The 24,425-nt window shown below is 42.0% G+C and carries 23 protein-coding genes; 13 read left to right on the top strand and 10 right to left on the bottom strand.

What is annotated here, in order from left to right; genetic code table 11:
* Positions 1–45: 45 nt before the first annotated feature.
* Genes ASU31_RS01455 through ASU31_RS01440 form a run of 4 tightly spaced genes read right to left on the bottom strand, consistent with a single transcriptional unit; the run spans position 46 to position 3,208 of the window.
* Positions 46–1,449, bottom strand: coding sequence for a sensor histidine kinase (locus tag ASU31_RS01455; protein ID WP_245224450.1), 1,404 nt, complete (start codon positions 1,447–1,449; stop codon positions 46–48).
* Positions 1,385–2,059 (bottom strand): response regulator transcription factor, encoded by a 675-nt coding sequence (locus ASU31_RS01450; RefSeq protein ID WP_057930615.1) that lies wholly within the window; start codon positions 2,057–2,059, stop codon positions 1,385–1,387. Before ASU31_RS01450 ends, ASU31_RS01455 begins: the two co-directional genes overlap by 65 nt.
* A 5-nt stretch (positions 2,060–2,064) precedes the next feature.
* Positions 2,065–2,916: a hypothetical protein gene (locus ASU31_RS01445; protein WP_057930614.1), complete on the bottom strand. Its 852-nt coding sequence runs from the start codon at positions 2,914–2,916 to the stop codon at positions 2,065–2,067.
* 4 nt (positions 2,917–2,920) lie between these two features.
* Complete coding sequence (locus tag ASU31_RS01440) at positions 2,921–3,208, bottom strand: hypothetical protein (RefSeq protein WP_057930613.1); 288 nt, start codon at positions 3,206–3,208, stop codon at positions 2,921–2,923.
* Positions 3,209–3,402: 194 nt separating this feature from the next.
* On the opposite strand from ASU31_RS01440, the gene ASU31_RS01435 reads away from it, so the two are divergent.
* Together ASU31_RS01435 and ASU31_RS01430 are read left to right on the top strand one after the other, a co-directional pair.
* Complete coding sequence (locus ASU31_RS01435; RefSeq protein WP_057930612.1) at positions 3,403–4,200, top strand: DUF4382 domain-containing protein; 798 nt, start codon at positions 3,403–3,405, stop codon at positions 4,198–4,200.
* Between the two features lie 30 nt (positions 4,201–4,230).
* A complete protein-coding gene (locus ASU31_RS01430; RefSeq protein WP_057930611.1) occupies positions 4,231–4,737 on the top strand; it encodes a hypothetical protein in 507 nt (168 codons plus the stop codon).
* Between the two features lie 51 nt (positions 4,738–4,788).
* Here the strand turns inward: ASU31_RS01430 and ASU31_RS27685 are convergent, their stop codons facing one another.
* The 3 genes from ASU31_RS27685 to ASU31_RS01420 all read right to left on the bottom strand — a co-directional run bounded on the left by ASU31_RS27685 (position 4,789) and on the right by ASU31_RS01420 (position 5,856).
* Complete coding sequence (locus ASU31_RS27685) at positions 4,789–4,959, bottom strand: hypothetical protein (protein ID WP_167346147.1); 171 nt, start codon at positions 4,957–4,959, stop codon at positions 4,789–4,791.
* A gap of 66 nt (positions 4,960–5,025) precedes the next feature.
* Positions 5,026–5,517, bottom strand: coding sequence for a cupin domain-containing protein (locus ASU31_RS01425; protein WP_057930610.1), 492 nt, complete (start codon positions 5,515–5,517; stop codon positions 5,026–5,028).
* Positions 5,518–5,604: 87 nt separating this feature from the next.
* Entirely contained in the window at positions 5,605–5,856 is a 252-nt protein-coding gene (locus ASU31_RS01420; protein ID WP_057930609.1) for a hypothetical protein, read from the bottom strand.
* Positions 5,857–6,362: 506 nt separating this feature from the next.
* Between ASU31_RS01420 and ASU31_RS01415 the strand changes: the two genes are divergently transcribed.
* Entirely contained in the window at positions 6,363–7,238 is an 876-nt protein-coding gene (locus tag ASU31_RS01415) for an alpha/beta fold hydrolase (protein WP_057930608.1), read from the top strand.
* Positions 7,239–7,442: 204 nt separating this feature from the next.
* Here the strand turns inward: ASU31_RS01415 and ASU31_RS01410 are convergent, their stop codons facing one another.
* The 3 genes from ASU31_RS01410 to ASU31_RS01395 form a co-directional block, all read right to left on the bottom strand.
* The gene (locus ASU31_RS01410; protein WP_057930607.1) at positions 7,443–8,558 is read right to left on the bottom strand and encodes an acyltransferase family protein; all 1,116 of its coding nucleotides are present in this window, start codon (positions 8,556–8,558) and stop codon (positions 7,443–7,445) included.
* A gap of 229 nt (positions 8,559–8,787) precedes the next feature.
* On the bottom strand, positions 8,788–9,261 hold the full coding sequence (locus tag ASU31_RS01400) for a hypothetical protein (protein ID WP_057930837.1): 474 nt from the start codon (positions 9,259–9,261) through the stop codon (positions 8,788–8,790).
* Positions 9,262–9,325: 64 nt separating this feature from the next.
* Complete coding sequence (locus tag ASU31_RS01395) at positions 9,326–9,748, bottom strand: SMI1/KNR4 family protein (protein WP_057930605.1); 423 nt, start codon at positions 9,746–9,748, stop codon at positions 9,326–9,328.
* 11 nt (positions 9,749–9,759) lie between these two features.
* On the opposite strand from ASU31_RS01395, the gene ASU31_RS01390 reads away from it, so the two are divergent.
* The 10 genes from ASU31_RS01390 (at position 9,760) to ASU31_RS01350 (ending at position 24,418) form a co-directional block, all read left to right on the top strand.
* Complete coding sequence (locus ASU31_RS01390; RefSeq protein WP_057930604.1) at positions 9,760–10,014, top strand: hypothetical protein; 255 nt, start codon at positions 9,760–9,762, stop codon at positions 10,012–10,014.
* On the top strand, positions 9,968–10,234 hold the full coding sequence (locus tag ASU31_RS28085; RefSeq protein ID WP_425339023.1) for a hypothetical protein: 267 nt from the start codon (positions 9,968–9,970) through the stop codon (positions 10,232–10,234). Before ASU31_RS01390 ends, ASU31_RS28085 begins: the two co-directional genes overlap by 47 nt.
* A 115-nt stretch (positions 10,235–10,349) precedes the next feature.
* Positions 10,350–14,726 carry a CusA/CzcA family heavy metal efflux RND transporter gene (locus ASU31_RS01385; RefSeq protein ID WP_057930603.1) on the top strand — a complete coding sequence of 1,459 codons (4,377 nt, stop codon included), beginning with the start codon at positions 10,350–10,352 and terminating at the stop codon, positions 14,724–14,726.
* Positions 14,727–14,736: 10 nt separating this feature from the next.
* The gene (locus ASU31_RS01380; protein ID WP_057930602.1) at positions 14,737–15,909 is read left to right on the top strand and encodes an efflux RND transporter periplasmic adaptor subunit; all 1,173 of its coding nucleotides are present in this window, start codon (positions 14,737–14,739) and stop codon (positions 15,907–15,909) included.
* A 124-nt stretch (positions 15,910–16,033) separates the two neighbouring features.
* A complete protein-coding gene (locus tag ASU31_RS01375) occupies positions 16,034–16,879 on the top strand; it encodes a sugar phosphate isomerase/epimerase family protein (RefSeq protein ID WP_057930601.1) in 846 nt (281 codons plus the stop codon).
* A gap of 240 nt (positions 16,880–17,119) precedes the next feature.
* On the top strand, positions 17,120–17,992 hold the full coding sequence (locus ASU31_RS01370; protein WP_057930600.1) for a helix-turn-helix domain-containing protein: 873 nt from the start codon (positions 17,120–17,122) through the stop codon (positions 17,990–17,992).
* A 106-nt stretch (positions 17,993–18,098) separates the two neighbouring features.
* On the top strand, positions 18,099–19,640 hold the full coding sequence (locus ASU31_RS01365; RefSeq protein ID WP_057930599.1) for a long-chain-fatty-acid--CoA ligase: 1,542 nt from the start codon (positions 18,099–18,101) through the stop codon (positions 19,638–19,640).
* 2 nt (positions 19,641–19,642) lie between these two features.
* A complete protein-coding gene (locus ASU31_RS01360) occupies positions 19,643–20,491 on the top strand; it encodes an alpha/beta hydrolase (RefSeq protein ID WP_057930598.1) in 849 nt (282 codons plus the stop codon).
* A gap of 3 nt (positions 20,492–20,494) precedes the next feature.
* Positions 20,495–21,523, top strand: a complete 1,029-nt coding sequence (locus ASU31_RS01355) for an alpha/beta hydrolase (protein ID WP_083505231.1) — start codon at positions 20,495–20,497, stop codon at positions 21,521–21,523.
* A 15-nt stretch (positions 21,524–21,538) separates the two neighbouring features.
* Positions 21,539–24,418 carry a TonB-dependent receptor gene (locus ASU31_RS01350; RefSeq protein WP_057930596.1) on the top strand — a complete coding sequence of 960 codons (2,880 nt, stop codon included), beginning with the start codon at positions 21,539–21,541 and terminating at the stop codon, positions 24,416–24,418.
* The last annotated feature ends 7 nt before the right edge of the window (positions 24,419–24,425 follow it).

Genomic DNA, 24,425 nt, shown 5'->3' with positions numbered 1-24,425 from the left:
AAAAAGGACATTTCTTATGAAAAATTTATAGCCAAGCTTCCAGCATTAGGTTATAGATTTGCTATTGCGTTGCGCTATTTCGAAAATAACTTTAAAACTTGCTCCTTCGCCCGGTATTGAATTCACCTGAACCTTTAAATTAAGGTAATTCGCTATGCTTTTTACAATGGCAAGCCCTAACCCATAGCCTGCATTTTCGGCATGACCGGTTTTTTTAAAACGATCAAATACATGTGGTATGTCTTCTGCCTTAATGCCTTGGCCACTATCGCTAACCTGAATGGAATAATAACCTTTTTCAAGGTGATCAGAAATCTGTATACTTCCATTTTCTTTGTTAAACTTAATGGCATTGTTAATTAAGTTATAAAAGAGCTGAAACAAAAGATCATGATTGATATGGCTTAAACGCTTGTTATGGCTAAGCTTGATGTCGATCTGAATGTTTTTCTCTTCGAGCCTATGGCCTATTTCTTCCACTATTTCATTAAAGAGTGTTTGTGGTTCTATCTCTTCCTGTTTGGAGAATTGTTCATTTTCTATTCTCGAAATGAGTAGGAGCGAACGCGATATTTTCTTTAACCGCTCCAGTGTTTTCATCATATCAACAATATGTTCCTGTACCGCTTCTGATGCCGATTCTTCAGTAAGCAGGTTTTCCATCTTATTTTGTAATATGCTAATGGGCGTCATAAACTCATGCGAGGCATTGGCCGTAAATTCCCGCTCCTTTTCAAAAGCCTCATTAATCTGGTCCATTAACGAAATGAGCGAATGATCGAGGTATTTAAAGTCTTGTGTACTGGTGTTAATATGGCCGTGTTTCTTTTTAAAAGGAAACCGGCTATTGGTCAGCCTTAATTTGATAATCTGACCAAGTGGTTTAATTAACTGCCGGGTAAAAATCAAATCTATAATAATACTTAGGGCAATAAGAATGATGAGCACGTATAAAGCAAAGCGTTGGAGCGCATCGTTATAAAGGTTAATGCTGGCGGTGGTTTTGCCGATTTCTAAGAGGTAGTTTTTTTGATTTTTTTGAAAAGTAAAACTCAATACCCGATACGCGATGGTATCTTGTTCAACAATACGTTTGGTATCGCGTATGGTATCTAATTTCAGTGTTTGTGCTACCGTTTCGAGTGCAATGTATTCGTCTTTCAGCATGGTGTAGCTCCCATAACTGTTATCCCCTTCGAAGTAATAATCTATTCCCTTTTTATTGATGTTTTGGAGTACTTTTTTCTGCTGGTTTCTAAGCGAAAAGTTGGTGTAGTTAGAAGCAATCTGCCCGATCAGAAAAGGAAGCAATAGGATAAACAAACCTACAATGGCAAGTTTAGATCCCGTAATAAATAAAGTAAGTTTAGTAGATAGTTTCAAATTACTTTTTAATTCTATAACCAACGCCTCTAACGGTTTCCAGCCATTCGGTAGGGGCGTAAACATTTAATTTCTTCCTGATATTTTTAATGTGTGCATCAATGTAGTTCGAGTCGTAATCATCATCAACAAAGTTGCCCCAAATATGTTCGCTCAATTGCATCCGGGTAAGCACCCTGTTTTTATGCAGTAGAAGGTAGCTTAAAAGATCAAATTCTTTGCGCGAAAGTTCAATCTGCTCCTCCTCAAAAAATACGAAGCGTTTTTGCAGATCGATGTTAAAGTTTCCGAGCGGAATTAACGCTTCGTCAACTTTAAATTTTCGCCTGGCAATGGCCTGCATCCGGGATTGAAGCTCGGGTAAAAAAAAAGGTTTCGCTAAATAATCGTCTGCGCCCATATCTAAGCCTGCCACCCGGTCTTCTAATTTTCCTCTGGCCGTAAGAATAATATAGGCAGCATCCGGATTGCTTTTCTTCGCCTTGCTGAGCAGTTCAAAGCCATCGCCATCTGGCAAACCTAAATCAATCAGCACATAATCATATTGGTTTAGCTCTAGTTTATTAAAGCCCTGTTTAAAACTATGGGCCAGATCGCACAAGAAGAAAGCCTTTTTAAGAAACTTTTCCATTTCAAAGGCAAGCGTTTTTTCATCTTCTATGATCAATACCTTCATGCGGATTAAAATTGGTAGTAAACTGCTAGACCAAAGAAAGACTGCTGGTGTTTTACATTTTCTTCTTTTCTGTTTCCAAGTATGGAGAATTGATAACTGGCTTCGGCAAGGAAATTTCCATTACTCCAGTTTAAAGGTAACTTAAAATTGTAAGACAATAGTTTAAACTGATTAACTGTATTTTCAACTACCTCGGTGGTGCTCCCGTTAATGATTCCGGGAGCGGTATCACTTTTTCCCTTTCCATTCCCATTCGAGTTCTGCCTTTTGTTTTTTTCGATGATATAGGTTTCGTAAAAGTGGGTAGTACCTGCTGTAATCTCTACAGCTGGCGTAATTGAAATAAGATTCTTATCGTTGAACACCGTTCCCAGTTCAATTTCTTTTGAATTTCCAAAACTGATAAATCCATCAGTTTGCTTTCCGAAGGCCAAATCGAGACTAAGATCTGTTTTAAACCAGGGCCATTGGTAGGCGGCCGATGCATTGATATTACTGTTGTTGGATGCCTGGAGCAAAGGAGAATTAGCAGGAAAAAATGAATGGGTATAAGCTAGCCCGGCGGTAAATTTTTCATTAAAATCATAATCGTAACCTATGCCCAAATCTGTTTCCGAAATGGTTGAACCATAATTTAAGAGCTTATAACCACCGCCCGAAAAATATAAACCGCTTGGAAACCGTAAGGTAGCGTTAAAGAGTACATACGGATATTTTTCAGGGGTAACCTGTCCGTAATAATTAATGTTACTATTGTACATGGCCGCAAGTGTAAGCGTAGCTTTGGTCGAATCTTGCTGCGCCTTTACATTCGATATGACCAGAAATGAGAAGAAAATTAAGAGACGGATGCGCATATATTTATGGCCTTTTAATCTTAGGTTTAATAATCTTGATGGGTTTTACCTTTACATTAGGCTTTATTGCCATGGGCTTTACCTGTCTTTTGGCTTTTGGCACTTCTTTGATCTGAAGTGGCTCAGGTTTTTGATTTTCAGGCTGTTTGTCTTTTTTTGTCTTATCCTGTTTTTTAATCACTTGTTCTTCCTGTGGGTTTGAAACAGTTAAAGTGGTAGAATCTTGTTGCATAGCTAAAACACCCGATAATGGGGTAAAAGCCAGGCAAAAAATAATGGCGAATCGGATCATTTTATAAATATAAAAAAAGTTTACCCCCTAAGAGGTAAACCCTACCTAAAAACCACCATACATGGTGCGCTCACATTTCAAAAGTAGAATGGCAACATGAAATTAAGATGAAAAAAATAAATTTTAAATTTCATGTTGCTTTCATCTTCGGCCATCAACTTTGAAGCGTAAAACTTTAAATAAAATCTACAGTTATGAAAACAAATTTTGTAAATACCATTTTAGCCGTCATCGCCGTAATCGGGATGATTGCCTTTTATGGATGTAAAAAAAATGAATCAAGCCAGGGAACAACTAAAGTTCAGATTAAAATGACCGATGCCCCAGGTAACTTCGATAAGATTAATTTAAGTGTAAAAGAGATTGTACTGGTATCAGGCGATAAACCTTATGTATTTGCAGCCAGTACAGGTATATTCGATATTCTTGATTTTAGGATCGGCACCAGTAATCCTGATATTTTGGTTGCTTCAGGTGAAATGCCTTCAGGTGAAATTACCGAAATCAGACTGGTACTTAACGAAACCGGAAATACAATTGTGGTAAATGGGGTTCAGCAGGAACTTAAAACACCAAGTGCACAAACATCTGGCTGGAAAGTAAAATTAACCGCTAATCCTGAATTGGTTGAAGGTGCTGCTTATACACTGCTATTAGACTTTGATGCGGCGAAATCTATCGTAAGCACCGGAAACGGAAAATATTTATTAAAACCAGTGGTACGCGGAATCGCGTCAGCAACTACCGGATTAATTTCGGGAACAGTTTTGCCTTTAGCAAGCCATCCTGAAGTATTGGTTATTGCTGGTACAGATACTGTGGGTACCGTTGCCGATCCTTTAACTGGTAAATTTACTGTTGGTGGCTTATCTTCTGGTACCTACTCGGTTAAATTTGCACCGGTTGTTGGTTATAGAGATAGTACCATTACTGCTGTTAAAGTGGCTTTAGGGCAAAACACATTGTTGGGCACGGTTACTTTAAGACAGTAAAACCCATTATTCATATCTAAATTTAAAACGATGAAAAAACTATTCTTGCTGTTGTTACTCGTGGTAAGCAGCAGCCTTACTTTTAAAGCTCAGGCCCAGGTAAGTGTAAATATAAACATTGGCGCACAGCCTGCATGGGGTCCAACTGGCTACGATTATGTAGATTATTACTACCTGCCCGATATTGAGAGCTATTATTATGTACCTAAAAAACAGTTTATTTATATGGGTGCAGGAGGCTGGGTTTTTACCACATCCCTTCCGCCGAGATATAGGGGCTACGATTTATATAATGGCTACAAAGTTGTAATTAACTCACGTCAACCTTACCGTTATTTTGAAACCCACAAAGTAAAATATGCCAAATTTAAAGGCAACCATGGGCAATCGGCGATCGGGAAAAGCAAAGGACAAAAATATTCGCCGGCTAAGGGTAATGCCAAAGTTTATAAAGGCGATAAAGGAAAACCCTCACCGCATTTTAATAAAGGAAACGGAAATGGCAAAGGCCATGGAAACGGTAAGGGAAAACATTAGTTGTTTGTGTAATAAAGAAAGAAACCCTCCAAATTTGGAGGGTTTTCTTTTTTAATTTCTTTTTTGTTGCCCCGGAGCAAAAGGTCTGGCCGATTTTGAACCTGTTCCTTTTTTAGCTTGCCCTGGAGGCACTTTTCCGCTATTACCAGCAGTTCTGGTACTATAACAAGCACTGGTAAGCAGCATTGCCGATAATGCGACAATAAGATATATCTGTTTCATAATATTAAATAAGCGATAACTGTGCCAATTGCTGCAATCTCTTTTATTAATCAAGTCATGAACTTACTATCCCAGAAAATCCTTTGGGTAGGTTTGCTGATTGTATTTCAAATCCATCTCTTTTAAAAACGCTTTCCGCTCTTCTGTTAGTTCAGGTATGGGTAGCGTTTGTCCAGGGAGAACAGGTGTACCTATTTCCTGAAATAAATTTTCCAGTCCGGCGGGTACTACCGTACAGAGCAATCGTGCAGGTTTTTCTGAAGTATTCTTAAAGCAATGAATGGCTCCACCAATGGGAATATTTACAAAGCCATCTTTTGAAACGATTTGTTTGCCATTTTCTGTTTTAAATTCTACTTCACCCTCCAATACATGGAACATTTCCTGTGTGTCAGGATGAGCGTGTGGTGGTGGGCCACCCCCTGGGGGAACAGTCATTTCAATAACCGCATAGTTGCCATTGGTTTGCTCACCAGAAATGATGATCCTGTAATTACCACCTGCTATGCCTAAATATTCGCCTTCATTTTTATTAATAATCTTGATATTGGATCCCATGCTTATTAGATTTTTTGTTGTATATTTTTACTTTTCAATCCATTGGTCAAGCTCGTCCACTGCTATCCGATCATCAGCCACCATTTCTTATTTCAATCCTCTTTCTTTTAAAAGGTTTTCTAATTCTTTGTTATCATATTTCGAATTATTTGCCAATTTATAGATGAAAAATAAAGGGATGAGTGTCAAAAATCCTAAAGTGTTTTTCATCACACTGAAAAATATAACACCAGCCAGAAAGCCAATTAATATTGCATTGGTTATTGCAGCTGATTTCTTTTTTTTTGCTTCTTGCAACAATTCTTCGTCTGTTAGTTCCGTTAATTCTTTTTGTGTCATTTTGCCTGGTTCTTGAGCGTAATCCCCTTATGGGTAATGCTCAAATATACGCGATAGACTCAATTACTAAAAGCGGTAGATCAGGTTTAATAAAAAAAGGTCATCTTTCGATAAGCTTAATCAAAAGGTTATTTAACTAAGTCCTTCAACAAGCTATCATTGACAGATCCCTATATAAAGATCGTCATTCCCGCGCAGGCGGGAATCTTAAAACGTATTGCATTACGATTCCCAATCAAGTTGGGAATGATGATTCCTTACAGCCTATCGCCGCAATATAAATACGCTGTCATCTATATTGATTTTTATACAATAAATTATCCCTCAGGATGACAATACACCATTAGCTGGGTCATTTGCAATTTTCTAAGCATATTGGCATTAACCTTCATATCTACAGTGTCGCAATTCGCCACCGAAGTTGTCGTTTTTACGTCGTGTTAAAGCCCCGAATGAACTGCATATTTGTATCGTTAATATCGTTCAAACTAAATTTAAATAGCGTTATGAAAAATCTATTCCAAACAGGTAATATACTTAAATCAATACTACTCCTTGCAATCATCATGTTTGCAGTAGCTCCATCAAAAGGGCAACAGCTTAAACCTGCCGAGAGCGGTTATGCACCGGTTAATGATCTTAAAGTTTATTACGAAGTATACGGCGAGGGTAAACCACTGGTGTTACTGCATGGTGCTTTTATGACTATTGAAACAAACTGGGGGCAATTAATACCTGAATTATCGAAAACCAGGAAAGTAATTGCCGTCGAGTTGCAGGGGCATGGGCACACACCATTTTCAGACCGGAAATTAGATCAGGCTACGCTGGCAAGTGATGTAGAAGGTGTAATGAAACATTTAAAAGTAGACAGTGCCGATGTGGCAGGGTATAGCATGGGTGGCTCTATAGCTTACAAGCTGGCCATACAAAGCCCTAAACGAGTAAAAAAATTAGTAATTATTTCTTCAACTTATAAAAGTACTGGCTGGAGACCTGAAATAGCAGAAGCATTTAAAAATATGAAACCTGAAATGTTTGCAAATACGCCTATGAGAACGGCATATGATGCTGTAGCGCCTGACAAAACAAAATGGACAAAATTTATAGAACAGATGATTGTTTTTGCCGGAACAACATTCGATATGGGCGACGCCAATATCGCGAAAATTACTTCACCCGTGTTAATCATCGCAGGAGATAATGATGGTCTGGATAAAATAGAGTTGAGTAAAACCTACCAATTACTGGGCGGCGACAAATTTGCCGATATGGGGCCTATGCCAAAATCTCATTTGGCCATTGTTCCTGGCCAGGGGCATGTGAGCTTAATGATGCAGACCAAAACCATATCAGCTTACCTAAATGATTTTTTAAAGTAAATATAGGCCAAAAGAAGAGCCTGTATCATAAGTTGTAATTCCATTCGAACTTGTCACGTTGTCCAAAGGACTCCTACGGAGAGCTTCCCAATGAATCGGGACAAGTAGTCGAAACGCTTTATGGGGGCATTTAAACAGGTTCTTCGGCAGGCTCAGGATAACCATTTATATTTATGATACAGCCTCTTTTAGGCCAGCCAAATCTTAGCCCAGCTTTTCCCGCAACCATTTGCGTATTGGCTCGTCGTACCATTTTAAGGTGGCATAAGCCAAAACAATACCACCTACTAAAATGAGCAGGGCATAAGGCCAGGCCTGCACAATGGTGATGCCTTTATGATTGCTGATCCAGGCCACGTAAAAATAAACCAGTGGATAATGTACCAGGTAAAGTGGATAGGATATATCGCCTAAAAATTTGCATATCCTGTGCTCTCTTGGCGTTTGCAGCACGCCACTGGCGCCAATGTACACGATAAGCGGGAAAATAATGATAATACAAACAGATTCATAAATTCCGTTCATCCACAGGTGTTCTGCACCGCCAATGCGCGGCATATACAATACCATAGCGATTAAAAGGCTGCACCATAAAAAGGCATTTTTAATCCGGGTCGGTTTCGAGATACGCGAGAGTAACAAACCCGCAAAAAAGGGATATAGGGTACGGCTAAAACCAATGCGTACCTGTTCAACATTCAGTGTCCAGCCCCCGCTTACGTCACCGTTTGTAATGGCCAGCTGTGCCAATGCGATAGCCGCAATAATTACCAAGATAGTTAACGCAGTTTTGGAAAACTTCCTGATCCACACCGCATAAAGAATATTGGCAATGTATTCAAAGAACAACGACCAGCCCACGCTATTCATGGGATGCATTTCTTGCCAGCCACGTATATCAAGCGATAGTGGTATTGGCAGGATGGTGTAGCCAATCAGCAGTACCAGCATCATCTTCCAGAGCGGAATAGTATGAATAAGCGGCCATATGGTAGAATCTGTAAAATAGAATCCAATAGCGCCGAGGGTCATCCCCAAAATCACCATGGGCTGCAAACGTATAATACGGCGCTTGAAAAAACTGCCTACGCTCATTTTGTTCCATCGGTCGTCATAAGCGTAGCCCATTACAAAACCCGATAATAAAAAGAAAAAATCTACAGCCAGATAACCATGGTTCACCAGGATATCGAGGTGCCCGGTTCCCAAGGGCTCGGTTAAGTGAAAGGTGACAACGATTATAGCGGACACACCGCGAAGGCCGTCTAATATAGGGTAATGTGGCTTGGTAGCCAGCTCATTATTTAGGTTAGTACTCATGCAAGTGCTTGTAAAAATCGCAAGCCATAAAAATAACCAACATTCTTTATCGCATAACTTTGCATCTACAATAATACGTAATACATTAAGCCGGGCTGAAAGGATTGAAATGTTGCTTATAGGAAAGGTTTTTCATACTATTGTTTTAGGACTGTTAAAATTTGAAGGAGCTGGGGGTTTGGATAACAACAAGGCTTCCTTTGAAAGTTCATTTTATTGAGATAAGAAACTACCACTCGCTTTCTAACATTCTATCGATAACCCAAGGCACCATGATTTCAATTTCAATCTGAATCAAATCATTTTTATCTTTAAAGTAGGTTAGATCATCGCCCTCGGTGAAACCGATTTTAAAAGAATCTGTTATAGGATTTAGTTTAATTGCTTGTGAGCCATTAAGTGAGACTAAACAATCAGTGCCTTCAAAGCTTCCTTTAAAATGAAATATTACACTATAGCGGTGTGTACCGTCGTTTTCTTTACACATTCGCCAAACCTCACTTTCTTTGTGGTAATCTACACCAAGTTGATTAAATAAATGCTTAACCTGTTCTGGGAATATGTTACCTCTATTCTGAATATAATTCAAGCAATCATTACAATTACAATCCTCCGCACTACCATTTTCAACGGCAGCATAGGTTGATTTCGTGCTTTCATGATCAACTGTTAAAACCCAATCTTTAAATGTAAGTATGATCATTGGCATTATAGTCTAATTCTCCTTTCTAACGTTAGGTCAGTTTGTTAGTGATATGTGGTTTTAATTATTCAAACCACTCTTTTCGGTTTTCTAAACGCTCTAAAAAATCGGTAAAGGAAATTCCTATTTCAATATGTGCTTCTTCCTCGATTAGGAATGGAGATAACACAATTCTTAAACTATTATCATTTAATTGTTCTATTGCAATGTACTCTCCACTACCATTTCCTCCAATTGCTAATGTGTTTGGTAAATGCTCGAAAATTTGATAGTCGGTATTCATTTCAATTACTTCGTCGAAGTCCCAAAGTCTAACATATTGCTCCCCAATAAAACCTTCAAGTCCCGAATAATTTAAAGCAAAAGTTTTATAATCGTTAGGAAGTTTGAAGTTTATTATTTTTTCAGATTCCTCAAAAGTGGTCTTTGGTTTGTTGGTCCGTTTGGTGAAATTATATTTTGTTAGTATTTCTTCAAATCTTTCCATACAGATAGAGCATGATTGTTAATTTAGTTCCACAAGATATTAATTTTCATCGGGATTGGTTATCAATTAATAAATTGACAGATGGTTTTTCAACCACTAAAACAGAACAGGAATTAAAAGAAAATGGGCTTTATGAATTAAAAACTTTAATCATTACATTTGCCCTTGGTGAAAAATTTTGTATTCCTTTTTTCTCTTTATCTGATCCTTCTGGGCCTAATGCCCTGCCAGGACAAGGAAGATATGGTTTCCAAGTCTCACACTGAAAGCACTGTGCACAGCGATCAATCAAAAGCTGAGCATATGCATGGAGAATCCTGTCCGCCATTCTGCAGCTGTGCCTGCTGCTCGGTGGGTCAACACTTTCCAACCGAAAAGTTAACAGATCTGATTGTTCCGGTATTCCGGAAACCATATCCGGTTTTCCAGTGCTCGGCATTGAAAAAACAACCACTCGATATTTGGCAACCGCCTAAACTCGTTTAATCAAATTTTTGTCTCATGGCGCTGTCCATGAAAAGTATGCTTTTTTACAAGCACAATTTTGCACCATGAGGTGCAATGATGCCCCGCTATTTATTGATTTTTGATTTAAACGAAAATGTTGAACAGAATAATACAATTCTCCATCAGGCAGAAACTGCTGGTGGGAATTATGATACTGGCGCTGATTGCCTGGGGCATATACTCCCTTAGGCAGCTGCCCATAGATGCCCTTCCCGATATTACCAATAACCAGGTACAGATTATTACCTCCTCGCCAAGCAACGGCGCGGAAGATATTGAGCGCTTTGTCACCTATCCCGTAGAGCAAACCATGGCCACTATTCCCGGAATAGAAGAAATTCGTTCCTTTAGCAGGTTTGGCCTTTCGGTTGTGACGGTGGTATTTAAGGAAAATATAGAGATTTACTGGGCCCGCCAACAGGTGAGCGAAAGGCTTGCCGAAGTAGAAAGAGCCATTCCGAAGGGGATCGGCACACCCGAGATTGCACCATTAACAACAGGACTTGGAGAGATTTACCAGTATGTAATCCATCCCAAAAAGGGATATGAAAAAAAATATGATGCTACCGAACTCCGCACCATTCAAGACTGGATTGTTCGCCGCCAGCTCCTGGGCGTAGAGGGCATAGCAGATGTAAGCAGCTTTGGGGGATACCTCAAACAGTATGAGATTGCCCTCAATCCTGATAAGCTCAGAAGTATGGATATCTCCATCAGCGACATTTTTAAGGCGCTTGAAAAAAACAACCAGAACACCGGCGGATCTTACATCGATAAGAAACCCAATGCCTATTTTATCAGGAGCGAAGGACTTATCAACAGCATTGAGGACATTGAGAACATCGTTGTACGGACCAATGAGAACAGCATTCCCGTGCTGATCCGAAATGTAGCAGAAGTGCGGATCGGTGCGGCCACCAGGTATGGTGCCATGACCAGAAACGATCAGGGCGAGGTAGTGGGGGCAGTAGTAATGATGCTAAAGGGTGCCAATTCTTCAAAGGTTATTGCAAACGTAAAAACCCGGATGGATCAGATTGCAAAGAATCTTCCAGAGGGCGTGGTTATCGAACCATTCCTCGATCGCACAAAACTGGTAGACAGTGCCATTGGTACGGTGGCTAAAAACCTTGCGGAAGGTGCATTGATTGTGATCTTTGTACTGGTACTGCTTTTGGGGAATTTCCGTGCCGGACTGATTGTAGCCTCGGTTATTCCACTTGCCATGCTTTTTGCTATATGCCTGATGAACCTTTTTGGCGTCAGCGGAAACCTGATGAGCCTTGGCGCTATAGACTTTGGGCTAATTGTAGATGGAGCGGTAATCATTGTAGAGGCATCTCTTCACCATCTGGGCATCCGAAAAAACAAAAACAGGTTAAGCCAGCAGGAGATGGATACAGAGATTTTTGAATCTGCTTCCAAGATCCGTAACAGCGCCGCTTTCGGCGAAATCATTATCCTCATCGTTTACCTGCCGATTCTGGCCCTGGTTGGTATAGAAGGCAAGATGTTTAGGCCAATGGCTCAAACGGTGGCTTTTGCTATCCTTGGTGCTTTTATCTTGTCGTTAACTTATGTGCCGATGATGAGTGCGCTGTTTCTAAACAAAACCATCAGCACCAAACGAAATATCTCAGACAAGATCATGTCTTTTTTTCAAAAGGTGTACACCCCAATGCTCAATTTTGCACTGCGGGCAAGGATGGCCGTTGTGGGCATTGCCATAGGATTATTTGCCATTTGCCTTATTATTTTCAATTATCTGGGCGCTGAATTTATTCCCACGCTAGAGGAGGGCGACTTTGCCGTAGAAACTAGAGTGCTTACCGGAAGTAGTCTTTCTCAAACCATTGAGGCCGCTACACGGGCTGCTAAAGTATTAAAAGCAAACTTTCCTGAGGTAAAAGAGGTAATCGGGAAGATTGGCTCTAGCGAGATTCCTACCGACCCCATGCCGGTAGAAGCCTGTGATCTGATTATTATCTTAAAGGAAAAGGGCGACTGGACCAATGCTTCGACGAGAGACGAGCTTGCGGGAAAGATGCAGGCCAAACTGGAACAGTATATTCCTGGGGTTACTTTCGGCTTCCAGCAGCCTATCCAGATGCGCTTTAATGAACTCATGACTGGCGCCAGGCAAGATGTGGTCATTAAGATCTATGGTGAGGATTTTTCGAAGCTAAGTGCCTATGCAGCTAAAATTGGAGCTATAGCAAGAAAAATAGATGGTGCCGAGGATATTTATGTAGAACAGGCTTCAGGACTTCCACAGGTCATCATTAAATTTCACCGGGAAAAAATCGCGCAGTTCGGACTGAACATCGAGGATGTGAATACGGCTATCCGCTCGGGCTTTGCCGGCGAAGTGGCTGGTCTTGTATTCGAGGGCGAAAAACGATTTGATATGGTTGTCCGCCTGGAAAAAGAAAATAGACAATCGCTTGAGGATGTGAAGAACCTATTTGTAACGGCACCTAATGGCAACCAGATTCCGCTGGAACAACTGGCTGATATCCAGTATAGGGAAGGACCAAACCAGATCCAGCGTGATGATGCAAAGCGACGGATTACCGTTGGTTTTAATGTGAGGGGAAGAGATGTGGAAAGTATTGTAAAGGAAATCCAGCAGAAGATTGATACCGAGGTTAAGTTTTTACCAGGATATTATCCAACCTTTGGCGGCACTTTTGAGAACCTGCAGGCGGCCACCAAAAGATTGGGTATTGCCGTACCACTGGCACTATTACTCATTTTACTGTTGCTTTATCTTACTTTTTCATCGATTAAACATGCGCTTTTAATTTTTACCGCAATTCCATTGTCGGCTATTGGTGGCGTATTCGCCCTATGGGCACGGGGTATGCCCTTTAGTATCTCCGCAGGCATCGGCTTTATTGCGCTATTTGGTGTAGCAGTACTGAATGGTATTGTGCTGATCAGTGAATTTAACAGGTTAAAAAAAGAAGGAATGAACGATATTCTCGAAATTATCAAAACTGGAACTTCGGTTAGGCTTCGTCCGGTGATTATGACGGCCCTTGTTGCCTCTCTGGGTTTTCTTCCAATGGCTATCTCAGGCGGAAGCGGGGCTGAAGTACAGCGCCCATTGGCAACGGTTGTTATTGGTGGACTGATCTCAGCAACACTGTTGACCCTTTTGGTACTTCCAGTGCTTTATATCTGGGTAGAAAAAATGGGCAGGAAAAAAGTAAGAGTTGCTCCTATAGCAGGTATAATCATTATGTTTATTGCCTTGTTTGGATTGCAGCCTGCTAAGGCTCAAACAGCATTAACCCTTGAAAAGGCGGTATCTTTGGCGCTGGAAAACAACAGGGCGATTAGCGGGGCTAACCTTAGTGTAGGGCTGCAGCAGGCGCTCAGGAAAAGCGCTTTCGAAATGCCCAAAACCGAAGTGTCTATGCTTTACGGACAGTATAACAGTCTGGTTAAAAACGACAACAATTTTACCGTTTCGCAAAGCATTCCCTTTCCAACACTTTTTGCTGCAAATGCGGCATTAGGAGATGAACGTATCAAAGCAGGCCAGCTTCAGGTGGCTTCAAGTAAAAACGAACTCATTTTTCAGGTGAAGACGGTTTATACCAATCTCCAGTACCTCTATTCGAAGGAAAAACTGCTGCTCGAGCAAGACAGCATTTATAAGGGTTTTGTAAAATCGGCTTCGCTGAAGTACAAAACAGGGGAGGGAAACTTGCTTGAAAAGGTAGCCGCTGAGACGCAGCTTAAGGATGTACAGAACCTGCTCGATCAAGACCGGTCTGATATCGAAATTTATAAAGCACAGCTTGCCACGCTTCTTGGGAAGGGCGGGCTGCCCCTAATTGCCGACAAGTTTTTAAGGGAAACACCCGAGATTTCGATCGGAGATACGGCGCTTCTAAATGAAAATCCAGCCATTGCCTATTTCAGGCAACAGATTGTGATTGCCGAAAAGCAGCGCAAAGTAGAATTGGCCAAAGCACTTCCCGATTTTACGCTTGGCTATTTTAACCAGTCGCTAACCGGTTTTCAAAATGTTAACGGGAGTGATGTTTTCTTTGGCCGCGACAAACGTTTCCAGGGTTTTCAGGTGGGGCTTTCCGTTCCACTATTTTACCGGGCCTATTCGGCGAAGGCGAAGGCCGCATCCATTAACAAGGATATTGCCTCGAACGATCTGGAGCTCCAGCAGCGAAAACTAACAGGCCAGTACCAGCAGGCCCTGGGCGAATACCTGAAAAACAGGAAACGTTACGACTATTTTATTACTTCGGCCCTAAGCAATGCGGCACTGATATTGAAAAACAGCCGCATTGCCTATCAGAACGGCGAAATAGGCTATTCGGAATACCTGTTGAACCTTAAACAGGCGAATGGTATTTACGAGGGGCGCCTGATGGCCCTGCTCCAGTTAAGCCAGAGCATCAACCAGATAGAATTTTTAACCGGTAACAACAAATCATTTTAAGCATAATCTCATGAGATCCATATATAAATATTTTATCCTGCTATCCTTTCCATTTTATCTGGCTGGCTGTAGCAGTCCCAATTCGGAGAAGGCGCCCGAAAAAGAGCCCGTTCACGAAGAGCGCGATATCGTAACCCTTACCCCAGAGCAGCACAAGCTATCAGAAATTACGTTGGGAGACATTGAGCTGAAGGAATTAAGCGGAACAACGAAAGTAAACGGCATGCTCGACCTTCCCCCGCAAAGCCTGGTATCTATTTCCACACCGCTGGAAGGGATTGTAAAAAGTACCGATATGTTACAGGGAAAACGGGTAGCCAAAGGGGCGCTTGTAGCCGTAATGCAGAATCCCGAATTCATTCAGATGCAACAAGATTATCTGGACTATAAAAGCCAGTTGCAGTTTTTAAAGCAGGAGTTAGACCGCCAGGAAGAATTGGCAAAGGAAAATGTAAATTCCAAAAAAGCATTGCAGAAAGCAAGGAGCGAATACCAGAGTGTGAGTGCAAGATTGCTGGGGCAGCGGTCAAAACTTTCCATTATGAACATCAGTTTTCCTGCACTGGAAAAAGGACAAATCCAGAAAACCTTTAATCTCTATACGCCAATGGCGGGTTATGTTACACAGGTTAACACCAATATAGGTGCCTTTGCCAGCACTACTGATGTATTGTTCAAAATTGCCGATACCGAGCATTTACATGCAGAGCTTACGGTATTTGAAAAAGATGTACCCAAGCTTAAGCTGGGGCAGAAAGTTCGCTTTGTACTGGCCAATGAAGAAAAGGAACGCATGGCTACGGTTTATCTCATCGGCCGAGAAATTAGTAAAGAGCGTACCGTGCAAATTCACTGCCACCTGGACAAGGAGGATACACAACTGCTTCCGGGTATGTACCTTAAGGCTTATGTAGAAAGCGGAATGAACAAGGTTGAAGCACTACCTGATGCGGCAATTGTTGAATTTGAAGGCAAAAAGTTCGTGTTTATAGATCAGCCTGCTGATAAGGGCAGTAACACTTACCGGTACAGGATGATGGAAGTAAAAACAGGAGTTGCCGAAAATGGTTACACCCAGGTTTCTTTCGCTGAGCAGATCAATGACGTGAAGGTGGTGATAAAGGGTGCTTACGACCTGTTAAGCAAGGTTAAGAATGCCGAAGAAGAAGGTGAGGAACATTAAGTGTTTAAGCTTTATGCTGGCAGAATATTGGTGCCATGGATAACAGTTCATTTTTAAAAGATCTGTTTACACGTTTGAACTGCAGCAATTTAAATATTAACTTTAATCGCCAGATAAAATTAAGATGACTACAAGAAGAAATTTTTTGCAAAAAGGAATATTGGGGCTAACTGCCACAACGCTGATCAATGTCCCCTCAGTTTTTGCAGCACCTGCTAAACGTAATGCCGCGGGGAAAGACCCTTTTAAATTAGCAATTGCCGGTTATAGCTTCCTTAACTTTAACCTAGACGAATCACTTAAAATGATGAAAAGGGTTGATGTACATTACCTCTGTATCAAAGACTTTCATCTGCCTTTTAAAAGTACAACAGAAGAAATTACTGCCTTTCATGCTAAACTTAAGGATAATAATGTAGTTGGATATGCCGTAGGGCCTATATACACCAAAAATAAAGAAGAGATTGACAATGCATTTAATTATGCAAAAAGGGTTGGTGTTGATTTGTTGATCGGGATTCCAGCTCATGCCGATCTGGAATACGTTGCCCAAAAGACAAAAGAATATAATATTCGTTATGCCATTCATAATCATGGTCCTCAGGATAAACTATATCCAAATGCAGAAAGCATCTACAACCTCATTAAAAACCTGGATCAACGTGTTGGGATATGCTTTGATATGGGACATAACAAAAGAGATGGACGGGATTCGGTTGCAGACCTTCAGAAATTCTCGAAACGTATTTTTGATATGCATTTAAAAAATGTAACGGTAGCGGCAAACGAAGGTACCACTTGCGAACTCGGTCGTGGTGTAATTGATATCCCTGCATTCGTAAAAATGCTGAGAAAGGTGAATTACCAGGGCTGTTGTAGTTTAGAATACGAAAAAGACATGAAAGATCCCCTGGCAGGAATAGCTGAATCTGTTGGCTATTTTAGGGGTGTTTGCGATGGTACCCGTTAGTTCTATTTGCAGTTGATGGTAATCATGATTGATATGTGGTCTTCTCTTTAGTCCGCATATCAATTTATACCGCCGTATGGGAAGGATCTGCACACTTTCCGCGGAAACAATACAATATGTCTTAAATCAATACGGTATTATCGCATTAACAATACAACAGTGATATGCGAATATCAGACCGCTTTCCCGTTCTGTTTTGATAAGAAAAATCGTAACTTGCAGTAGACCAAATATACTAGCATGCAGTTGTTATTGCCCTACGCTGACCCAACGAAATATCTCCAGGAACTGACCACGAAGTACGGTTTTTCCTCAAGAGATACCTGGTCGTCCAAGAGCATTATCCTTCCAGAGCATATGGGGACTGGATTTGTTCAGGTTTTTATCAAAAACGATATCCATTTTTTTCGTGGCATCTGGGATTTTAATGAACCTACACAATTTTATTCTCCCGATCCGGTCGGACAGCGAGGGTTGATCGATTTTCGGATCAGCAATGAAGACCAGCTCTTACATTCCGCTGCGCTGGAAGGCGCTAAGAAATTTGGCTGGGAAATTACCCGTGTTGATGGAATACGGTTTTTTATCCCGGAGGCATACTTTACAGGAGGTATAACGGAGTTAAGCAGACGGTTTCAAAGCTGTGCACATCATCCTCAAGTCAAACAGCTCATCAAGCAGCTCTTTGAAATTTCCGCCCGTGACTTTTCCAATACTATGCTTCTGGACGCCAAGCTGACGGAATTTATATATTACCTGATCCGCCATTTAAGTCAGAAGGAAATAGAACCTGCTGATAGCGATGGTCTTACCCAAAGACGTCTGGACAGTATAAGGGAAGCACATACCCGGATCATGTCTAACATGGACACAGAAATAAGCGTTTTACAGCTGAGCCGTTGGGTTGGACTGAATGAGTGTGATCTTAAAAGGGATTTTAAAAAAGTATACGGACTCCCGATCCGTCAATATATTATTCAACAAAAAATCCAGATGGCAAACCTATTGGTTGCCGAAAACCATGTTGATCTTGCCGAAGCTGCCAGGAGCTTGGGCTATACCAATATCAGGTATTTCGAAATGCTTTTTAAGCGTTATTACGGTAAAATATAGAAATTCCCGTTTCGACTGAATTAATTCCCGTTTCGATTTTTATAATGCATGCATAATAATTAGTTTCATGTCAGCAAGCAAAACTTGCCGCTAACCAACTATTTTTATGCTGAATTTATCTGTGCTTTTGGAGGATAGTGCCTCAAGATTCGGAACCCGTCCGGCTTTCAGCTCCGGCAGCACTGATTTTACTTTTCACCAGGTAAATGTTATGGCCAACCAGCTAGCCAACGCACTTAAAAAATTAGGCATCCGCGAAGGTGAAAAGGTAGCCATGACTTGCCCAAACTGCATCTGGTTTCCCGTTATTTATTATGCGGTGCTAAAAACAGGTGCTGTAATGGTTCCATTGAATATCCTCCTTAAGTCTGATGAAATAAAATACCACCTTCAAGACTCCCAGGCAGCGTTTTATTTTTGTTTTGAAGGAACTCCAGAAATGCCAGTTGGGAAATTAGGCTGGAATGCTTTTGATGAGGTACCTGGCTGCAGGGATTTTGTTTTGATCGGTGCTAACAAGCCTGCCGGGGAAAGAAGTTATACGTTAGCTGAACTGATGGCAGGAGAAGATGAAGACTTTGATAGCTGCGTTACTGATGCAGAAGATACGGCTGTGATTATTTATACATCTGGAACTACAGGAAAGCCAAAAGGCGCAGAACTTACCCATATCAATCTTTATTGCAATGCCGTTCTCTCGGCTGAATTGTTTTCCCTTTCCCAAACAGACGTCCAATTGATTGTTCTTCCGTTATTCCATGTATTTGGTATGACGGTGTTGATGAATGCGGGCCTTTACAGGGCAGCTCATGGTATCCTTTTACCTCGGTTTGATGCGAAAGATGTTATCGAAAATATCAATAAACATCAGGTAAGCATCTTTGCAGGCGTGCCCACAATGTACTGGGTAATGGCCAGCTATATCCATCCCGAAATCACCGACCAGCAGGTAGGGAATGCTTTGCGGATCTGCATTTCTGGCGGAGCTTCTCTGCCACTGGCTGTACTTGAGGGTTTTGAGCAAAGGTTCAGTGTTCAGGTGCAGGAAGGATATGGGATGAGCGAAGGCTCCCCGGTAGTCACCTTCAACGATCCAAAGATCGGGCGCAAACCCGGATCTATCGGAACCCCGGTTTGGGGTGTCTGCGTAAAAATAATCGATCAGGAAGGTCAAGAGGTTGCAAACGGTGAAAAAGGAGAGCTAATCTACAAAGGGCATAATGTGATGAAAGGCTATTTCCGCAGGCCGGATGAAACCCGGGAAGTATTGCGCAACGGCTGGCTGCACTCTGGTGATATTGCCATAAAAGATAGCGATGGCTTCTATTTCATTGTTGACAGACTAAAAGATATGATCATCAGAGGTGGGATGAATATTTATCCAAGAGAAGTAGAAGAGGTGATGATGAAGCATCCGGCAGTATCACTTGCCGCTGTTGTGGGCGTGCCAGATGATAAACTTGGTGAAGAGGTAAAAGCATTTATTGTATTAAAAGAAAACCAGCAGGTTGCTGAAAGAGAGATTATCGACTGGTGCAGGGCGATGCTGGCCTCTTATAAGTGTCCCCGCTATGTGGAATTCAGAGCGGTATTGCCTTTAACCGCTACCGGAAAACTGCTTAAAAAAGAACTGAAAAATAATTTATAATGATGAAAAAGCCCATTTTGATAAAAGTGCTTATTTTCTTTCTGCTGGGATCAATGGATGCCATGGCACAACAAGATACCGTAAAGCTCAAAGATGTAAAATATGGAAGTTTTGAACGTAACCTCATGGATGTTTACCTTCCACCGGGCCGGGCACCCAAAACACCTTTTGTGATCCTGATCCATGGCGGTGCATGGGTGCAGGCCGGCAAGGAATATGTCAGGGATTTTCAGCAGTACCTGCTTAGCCAAGGTATTGCTTCAGTTAATATTAACCATAGGTATGCCAATGATTCTACTGTCCATTATAAACAGATAATGGAGGATGTAGATAGCGCGGTAAAGTATTGCGCAGACCATGCCGGTCAATGGAATACCCGTACGGATGGTTTTAGTACGGCAGGTTTTAGCTCGGGGGCACATCTGGCACTTTTGTATGGGTATACCACACAAAGAAAAATAAATGCCATAGTAGATTTCAGTGGCCCCAATAACTTTACTGATACCGCTACACTGAATTATTGTGTAAAGGCAGGACTGATAGGATTGGTAGAAAAAATTACTGGCGACCGCTTTACAGGTGTTAGCCATGTACCGGCAAGTTTTTCGTTGGCAAGTCCATATACCCATGTTAAAAACATCCCTACTTTCATTGCGCATGGAACCATCGATCCGGTGGTAAAGGTTATCCAGTCGCAGCAGCTGGCCCAAAAACTTCAGCGTATGCATGTTCCTGTGAAATTTATTGAAGTGGAAGGCCTGGCACATGATCTGGATAAAAAACCGCAGGAAAAGCTAAAATTATACCAGGCAGCTGCTGCATGGCTCAAAAAATACGGACAAAAAAGATAAAATATGAACAGATTAAGCACATTGTCCCTGGTCATGCTAATGGCATGTACGGCCGTTTTCGCACAGCAGACAAAAAAACAGAAAAACACATTGAGGCCCCTTACTGCAGCAGAGGTGAGTACCCGCTTATCGCCGGAAATCAAGTTACTTGCCTTCGGGCCGGTTTCAAAACTTGATAGTGCCTTTATTGCCAATGCAAGAAAAGCTGATAAGGCACGTCCAACGCCTAAGCTTAAAAACGCAGATAGTGTAGAAATCTCAGACCTGAATATACCAGGGCTGGAAAAAGGCGATCCGCTGGTGCCCATACGGGTTTACCGGCCAAAGTACGCCAACGGGAATGTTCCATTACTGGTTTGGTTTCATGGCGGTGGTTTTATAGCGGGAAATCTTACCAGTGACCACCAGGCCTGCGCTACAATGAGTATCCGCTCGCAGGTAGTGGTCATATCAGTCGATTACAGGCTTGCCCCGGAACATGTATTTCCGGCCGGGGTGAATGATGGTTATTCCACCCTGCTCTGGGGTATTTCCAATGCAAAAACTTATGGGATAGACACCGCTAAAGTTGGTGTGGGCGGCGGAAGTGCCGGAGCAGCAATTGCAGGAAGCATCGTACTTAAGGCCAGGGCAGAAAAAGGCCCGAAAATAAAGGCCCAACTGCTGGTTTTTCCTCCCGCAGATATGGATACAACCCATGTATCAGTAGTGGAGTTATGGAATATTCCCGGTGTTAAGGGAGCCGACATGACCCGCTACCTAAAATATTATCTTGGCGAAAAACAGTATAAAAATGTTCCTGAACATGCATTGCCCGGGCTGACCAAAAATTTAAAGGGCCTGCCGCCAACCTATATTTTAACCTGTGGCGTCGATCCTTTGAGGGATGGGGCACTCTTATATGCGCAAAGACTTATTGATGCGGGAATATTTACAGAGCTGCACAATTACGCTGGGTACCCTCATGGCTTTGTTCCTGAACGGGCAAATACAGAACTCTACTACATGGCAAAAAAACTACTTAACCAATAATATAAACTATCGGTTATGAAAAGAAAATTACACAACAATCTAAATTACGGTAAGCTTTTTATGCTTTTGGCCATGTTGCTGTTTGCTGGTATATGCAACGCTCAAACCAACACTTTTTCAGGTAAAGTTACCGACGAGCAGGGAAATGCTATTCCCGGTGCAAGTATTAAACTGAAAATAACCGGAAGAAGCACGACTACCGACCAGAACGGTGAATTTGTTTTTGCCAATATCAGTGCCCCAAAGGAAACTGCAACCGTTTCTTTTTTGGGTTTTATCACCCGGGAAATAGCTTTATTAGCCAACGCTAAAGCGGTGATCAGGATGACAACAGCGGTGAATACTATGGATGAAGTGGTGGTTACCGGAATGTTCGATAAGCGAAAACGCATTGATGCTTCCGTTGCAATCACCACCTTAAACAGTGCACAGATTGAACGTACTGTACCGGCAAGTGCTGCCGACCTTTTAAAAAATGCACCAGGCGTATTTGTAAATTCATCAAATGGTGAAATCAGGAACAGTGTTGCCTCACGCGGCATCACCGCAGGTTCGCAAGACGGAAGTTTTGGGTATGAATATGTTTCGATGCAGGAAGATGGAATCCCGGTAACCAACATTACCTATTTCAGTTATGGCCCCGATTTTTTCCTAAGGCCAGATGCAACCCTGGCCCGTTTGGAAGCCGTACGGGGCGGAACAGCCTCTGTTACAGCGGCTAATGCGCCCGGGGGAATCTTTAATTATGTTTCTAAAACCGGAGGTAATACCTTTGAGGGTGAACTCAGAACTAAATATGGCTTTCAGGGAAGCGATGGCGGTAATCCGCTCGCACGCGTTGATCTGGACCTGGGCGGGCCGATCAAAGATAACTGGTTTTACAATATCGGTGGTTTTTACCGCTATGACCAAACTGGCCGCTACCCGGGCTATCCCATTAATAAGGGTGGACAGATCAAGGCAAATCTTTTAAAAAAATATAAAACAGGTTCCCTAAAAATAATCGGTAAATATCTTCACGATAAAAACGGATATGCCCAGTTACTGCCTACCAACAGTTTCTCAGATCCAAAACCAAGTGAAGGATTCGATATATTTTCAACGATCCTGATGCCTAAATTCGATTTTACCTCCCCACGATATATCGGAGGGGGCGATATCTCGTTAAATCCGGCTAATGTGGTAGAAAGCAAATATAAATCGATAGGAGCCTTGTGGGAACAGCAGTTGGGCAAAGGCTGGTCGCTCAGCAATGCTTTCCGCTACTCCCGGAATGATATCAATTACAGTACCACAAATGGCTCAATTATGAGCGGAACAGATTTTAGCAGTTATTTTCTGCTTTCAGGGATGACCGGACTTGGATTTGGAAACTATTCGTTCAAGGATGCCAAAACCGGAGCTGAGTTGATGAGCATCAATGCAGCTCCCGGACCGGGCGGTCTGCCGGCATACACGATCGTTAAGGATGTATTGCCAGGACAGGGCGTAAGCCCACATTCTCTTTATTTTTCTGTATTGGGCAGTTATGAGAACCAGGTGAATGAGGTTATCAACCAGTTTGCTGTTAATAAAAAGCTTAAAAATATGAGCTTTAACGCAGGGATGTACTATGGAAGATCGAAAGCCCACCGCTTCTCCGGAATCAACGGAGTTGCTTTAGGTACCATCGAAAACCGGCCCAAACTCGTAAATCTTACCTTTACGGGCAGTACCTTAGGGGGCACCACAGGACTTCATCAGGTGACTAATGCTGAAGGAATTGCACAGGCTAACGGCGACACAGGCGGCTTTCTTGATTTTAACGTAACGCAGGCACAATACGCCTTTTTCTTCAGCCAAACCTGGAGCCTTACCGATAAACTGACCTTTGATTGGGGAGGAAGGTACGAAACAGCCAAAGTAGAGGCGCATAACCAGCGTACTTACTTTAAAACCGGTTTACAGGGCGGAACCGATAATGATCCGAAAACATTCTTCAATAACAATACGCTCGATCGTATCAGCTCGGTAGAATTTGAAAAAAGATTAAATACTTTCTCTTTTTCAGGTGCACTCAATTACAAGTTTAATGACAATACAGCCGTATACACCCGTTACTCAAGAGGTAAAAAATCGCCGGATATGGATGTATATTTTGCTGCCAACAGACCCGAAACAGTGGCCTTGCTAAATCCTGAAGTACGTACCACCGAACAGGTAGAACTTGGCCTGAAAGCCCGGAGGAAAGATCTCGATTTATTTATTACGCCTTTTTACAGCATGTTAAGCGGAGTGCCAAACGGTTCGATTTTTACCAACGCAGACGCAACACTTTATACCACGCCCTCCCTGTATAGCAAATACCGCACGTTTGGGATAGAGATAGAAGGCGATTATAACCTAACCAAAACCTTAAGCCTGAGGGCTGTAGCAACCTTTCAGCGTTCCAAAATTGTGGAGGCAGAATATTGGGTAGCCAATGGTCCTGGAATGGCAGACGATACTAAAATATCTTATTCCGGTAACGAAACAGATAACAATGCGCGGATCATATCACGCATTACACCCACTTATCACAATAACAAACTCTATCTTTTTCTCACCTGGTCTTATCTTGGTAAAAGACAGGCCAACGCCCCTAACGTGTTTTACCTGCCTTCCTTCTCCAATTTTGATATCGGCGCAGGGTACAACCTCACGCGTAAAATAACTTTGAGCGCAAACATCAATAACCTGTTCAATAATTATCAGGTAATGAGCTGGGCCCGGCCAGGAAACCTGTTAACACAGTTAAGCGGGGCAGGAAGCTTTAACAAGGCACAGTTTGATGCTGCGGTGGCCAATAATACACCTTATTTTACCATTTCCAACCCACCAAGGGCCTACTACTTAACTGCTTCGTATAAGTTTTAATTAGTTA

Origin of the sequence: Pedobacter ginsenosidimutans, from assembly GCF_001442625.1 — a bacterium.
GTDB classification, from domain to species: Bacteria; Bacteroidota; Bacteroidia; order Sphingobacteriales; family Sphingobacteriaceae; genus Pedobacter; species Pedobacter ginsenosidimutans.
The sequence above is the reverse complement of the archived record's forward strand: the minus strand, read 5'-3'. Positions and strand labels throughout refer to the sequence as shown.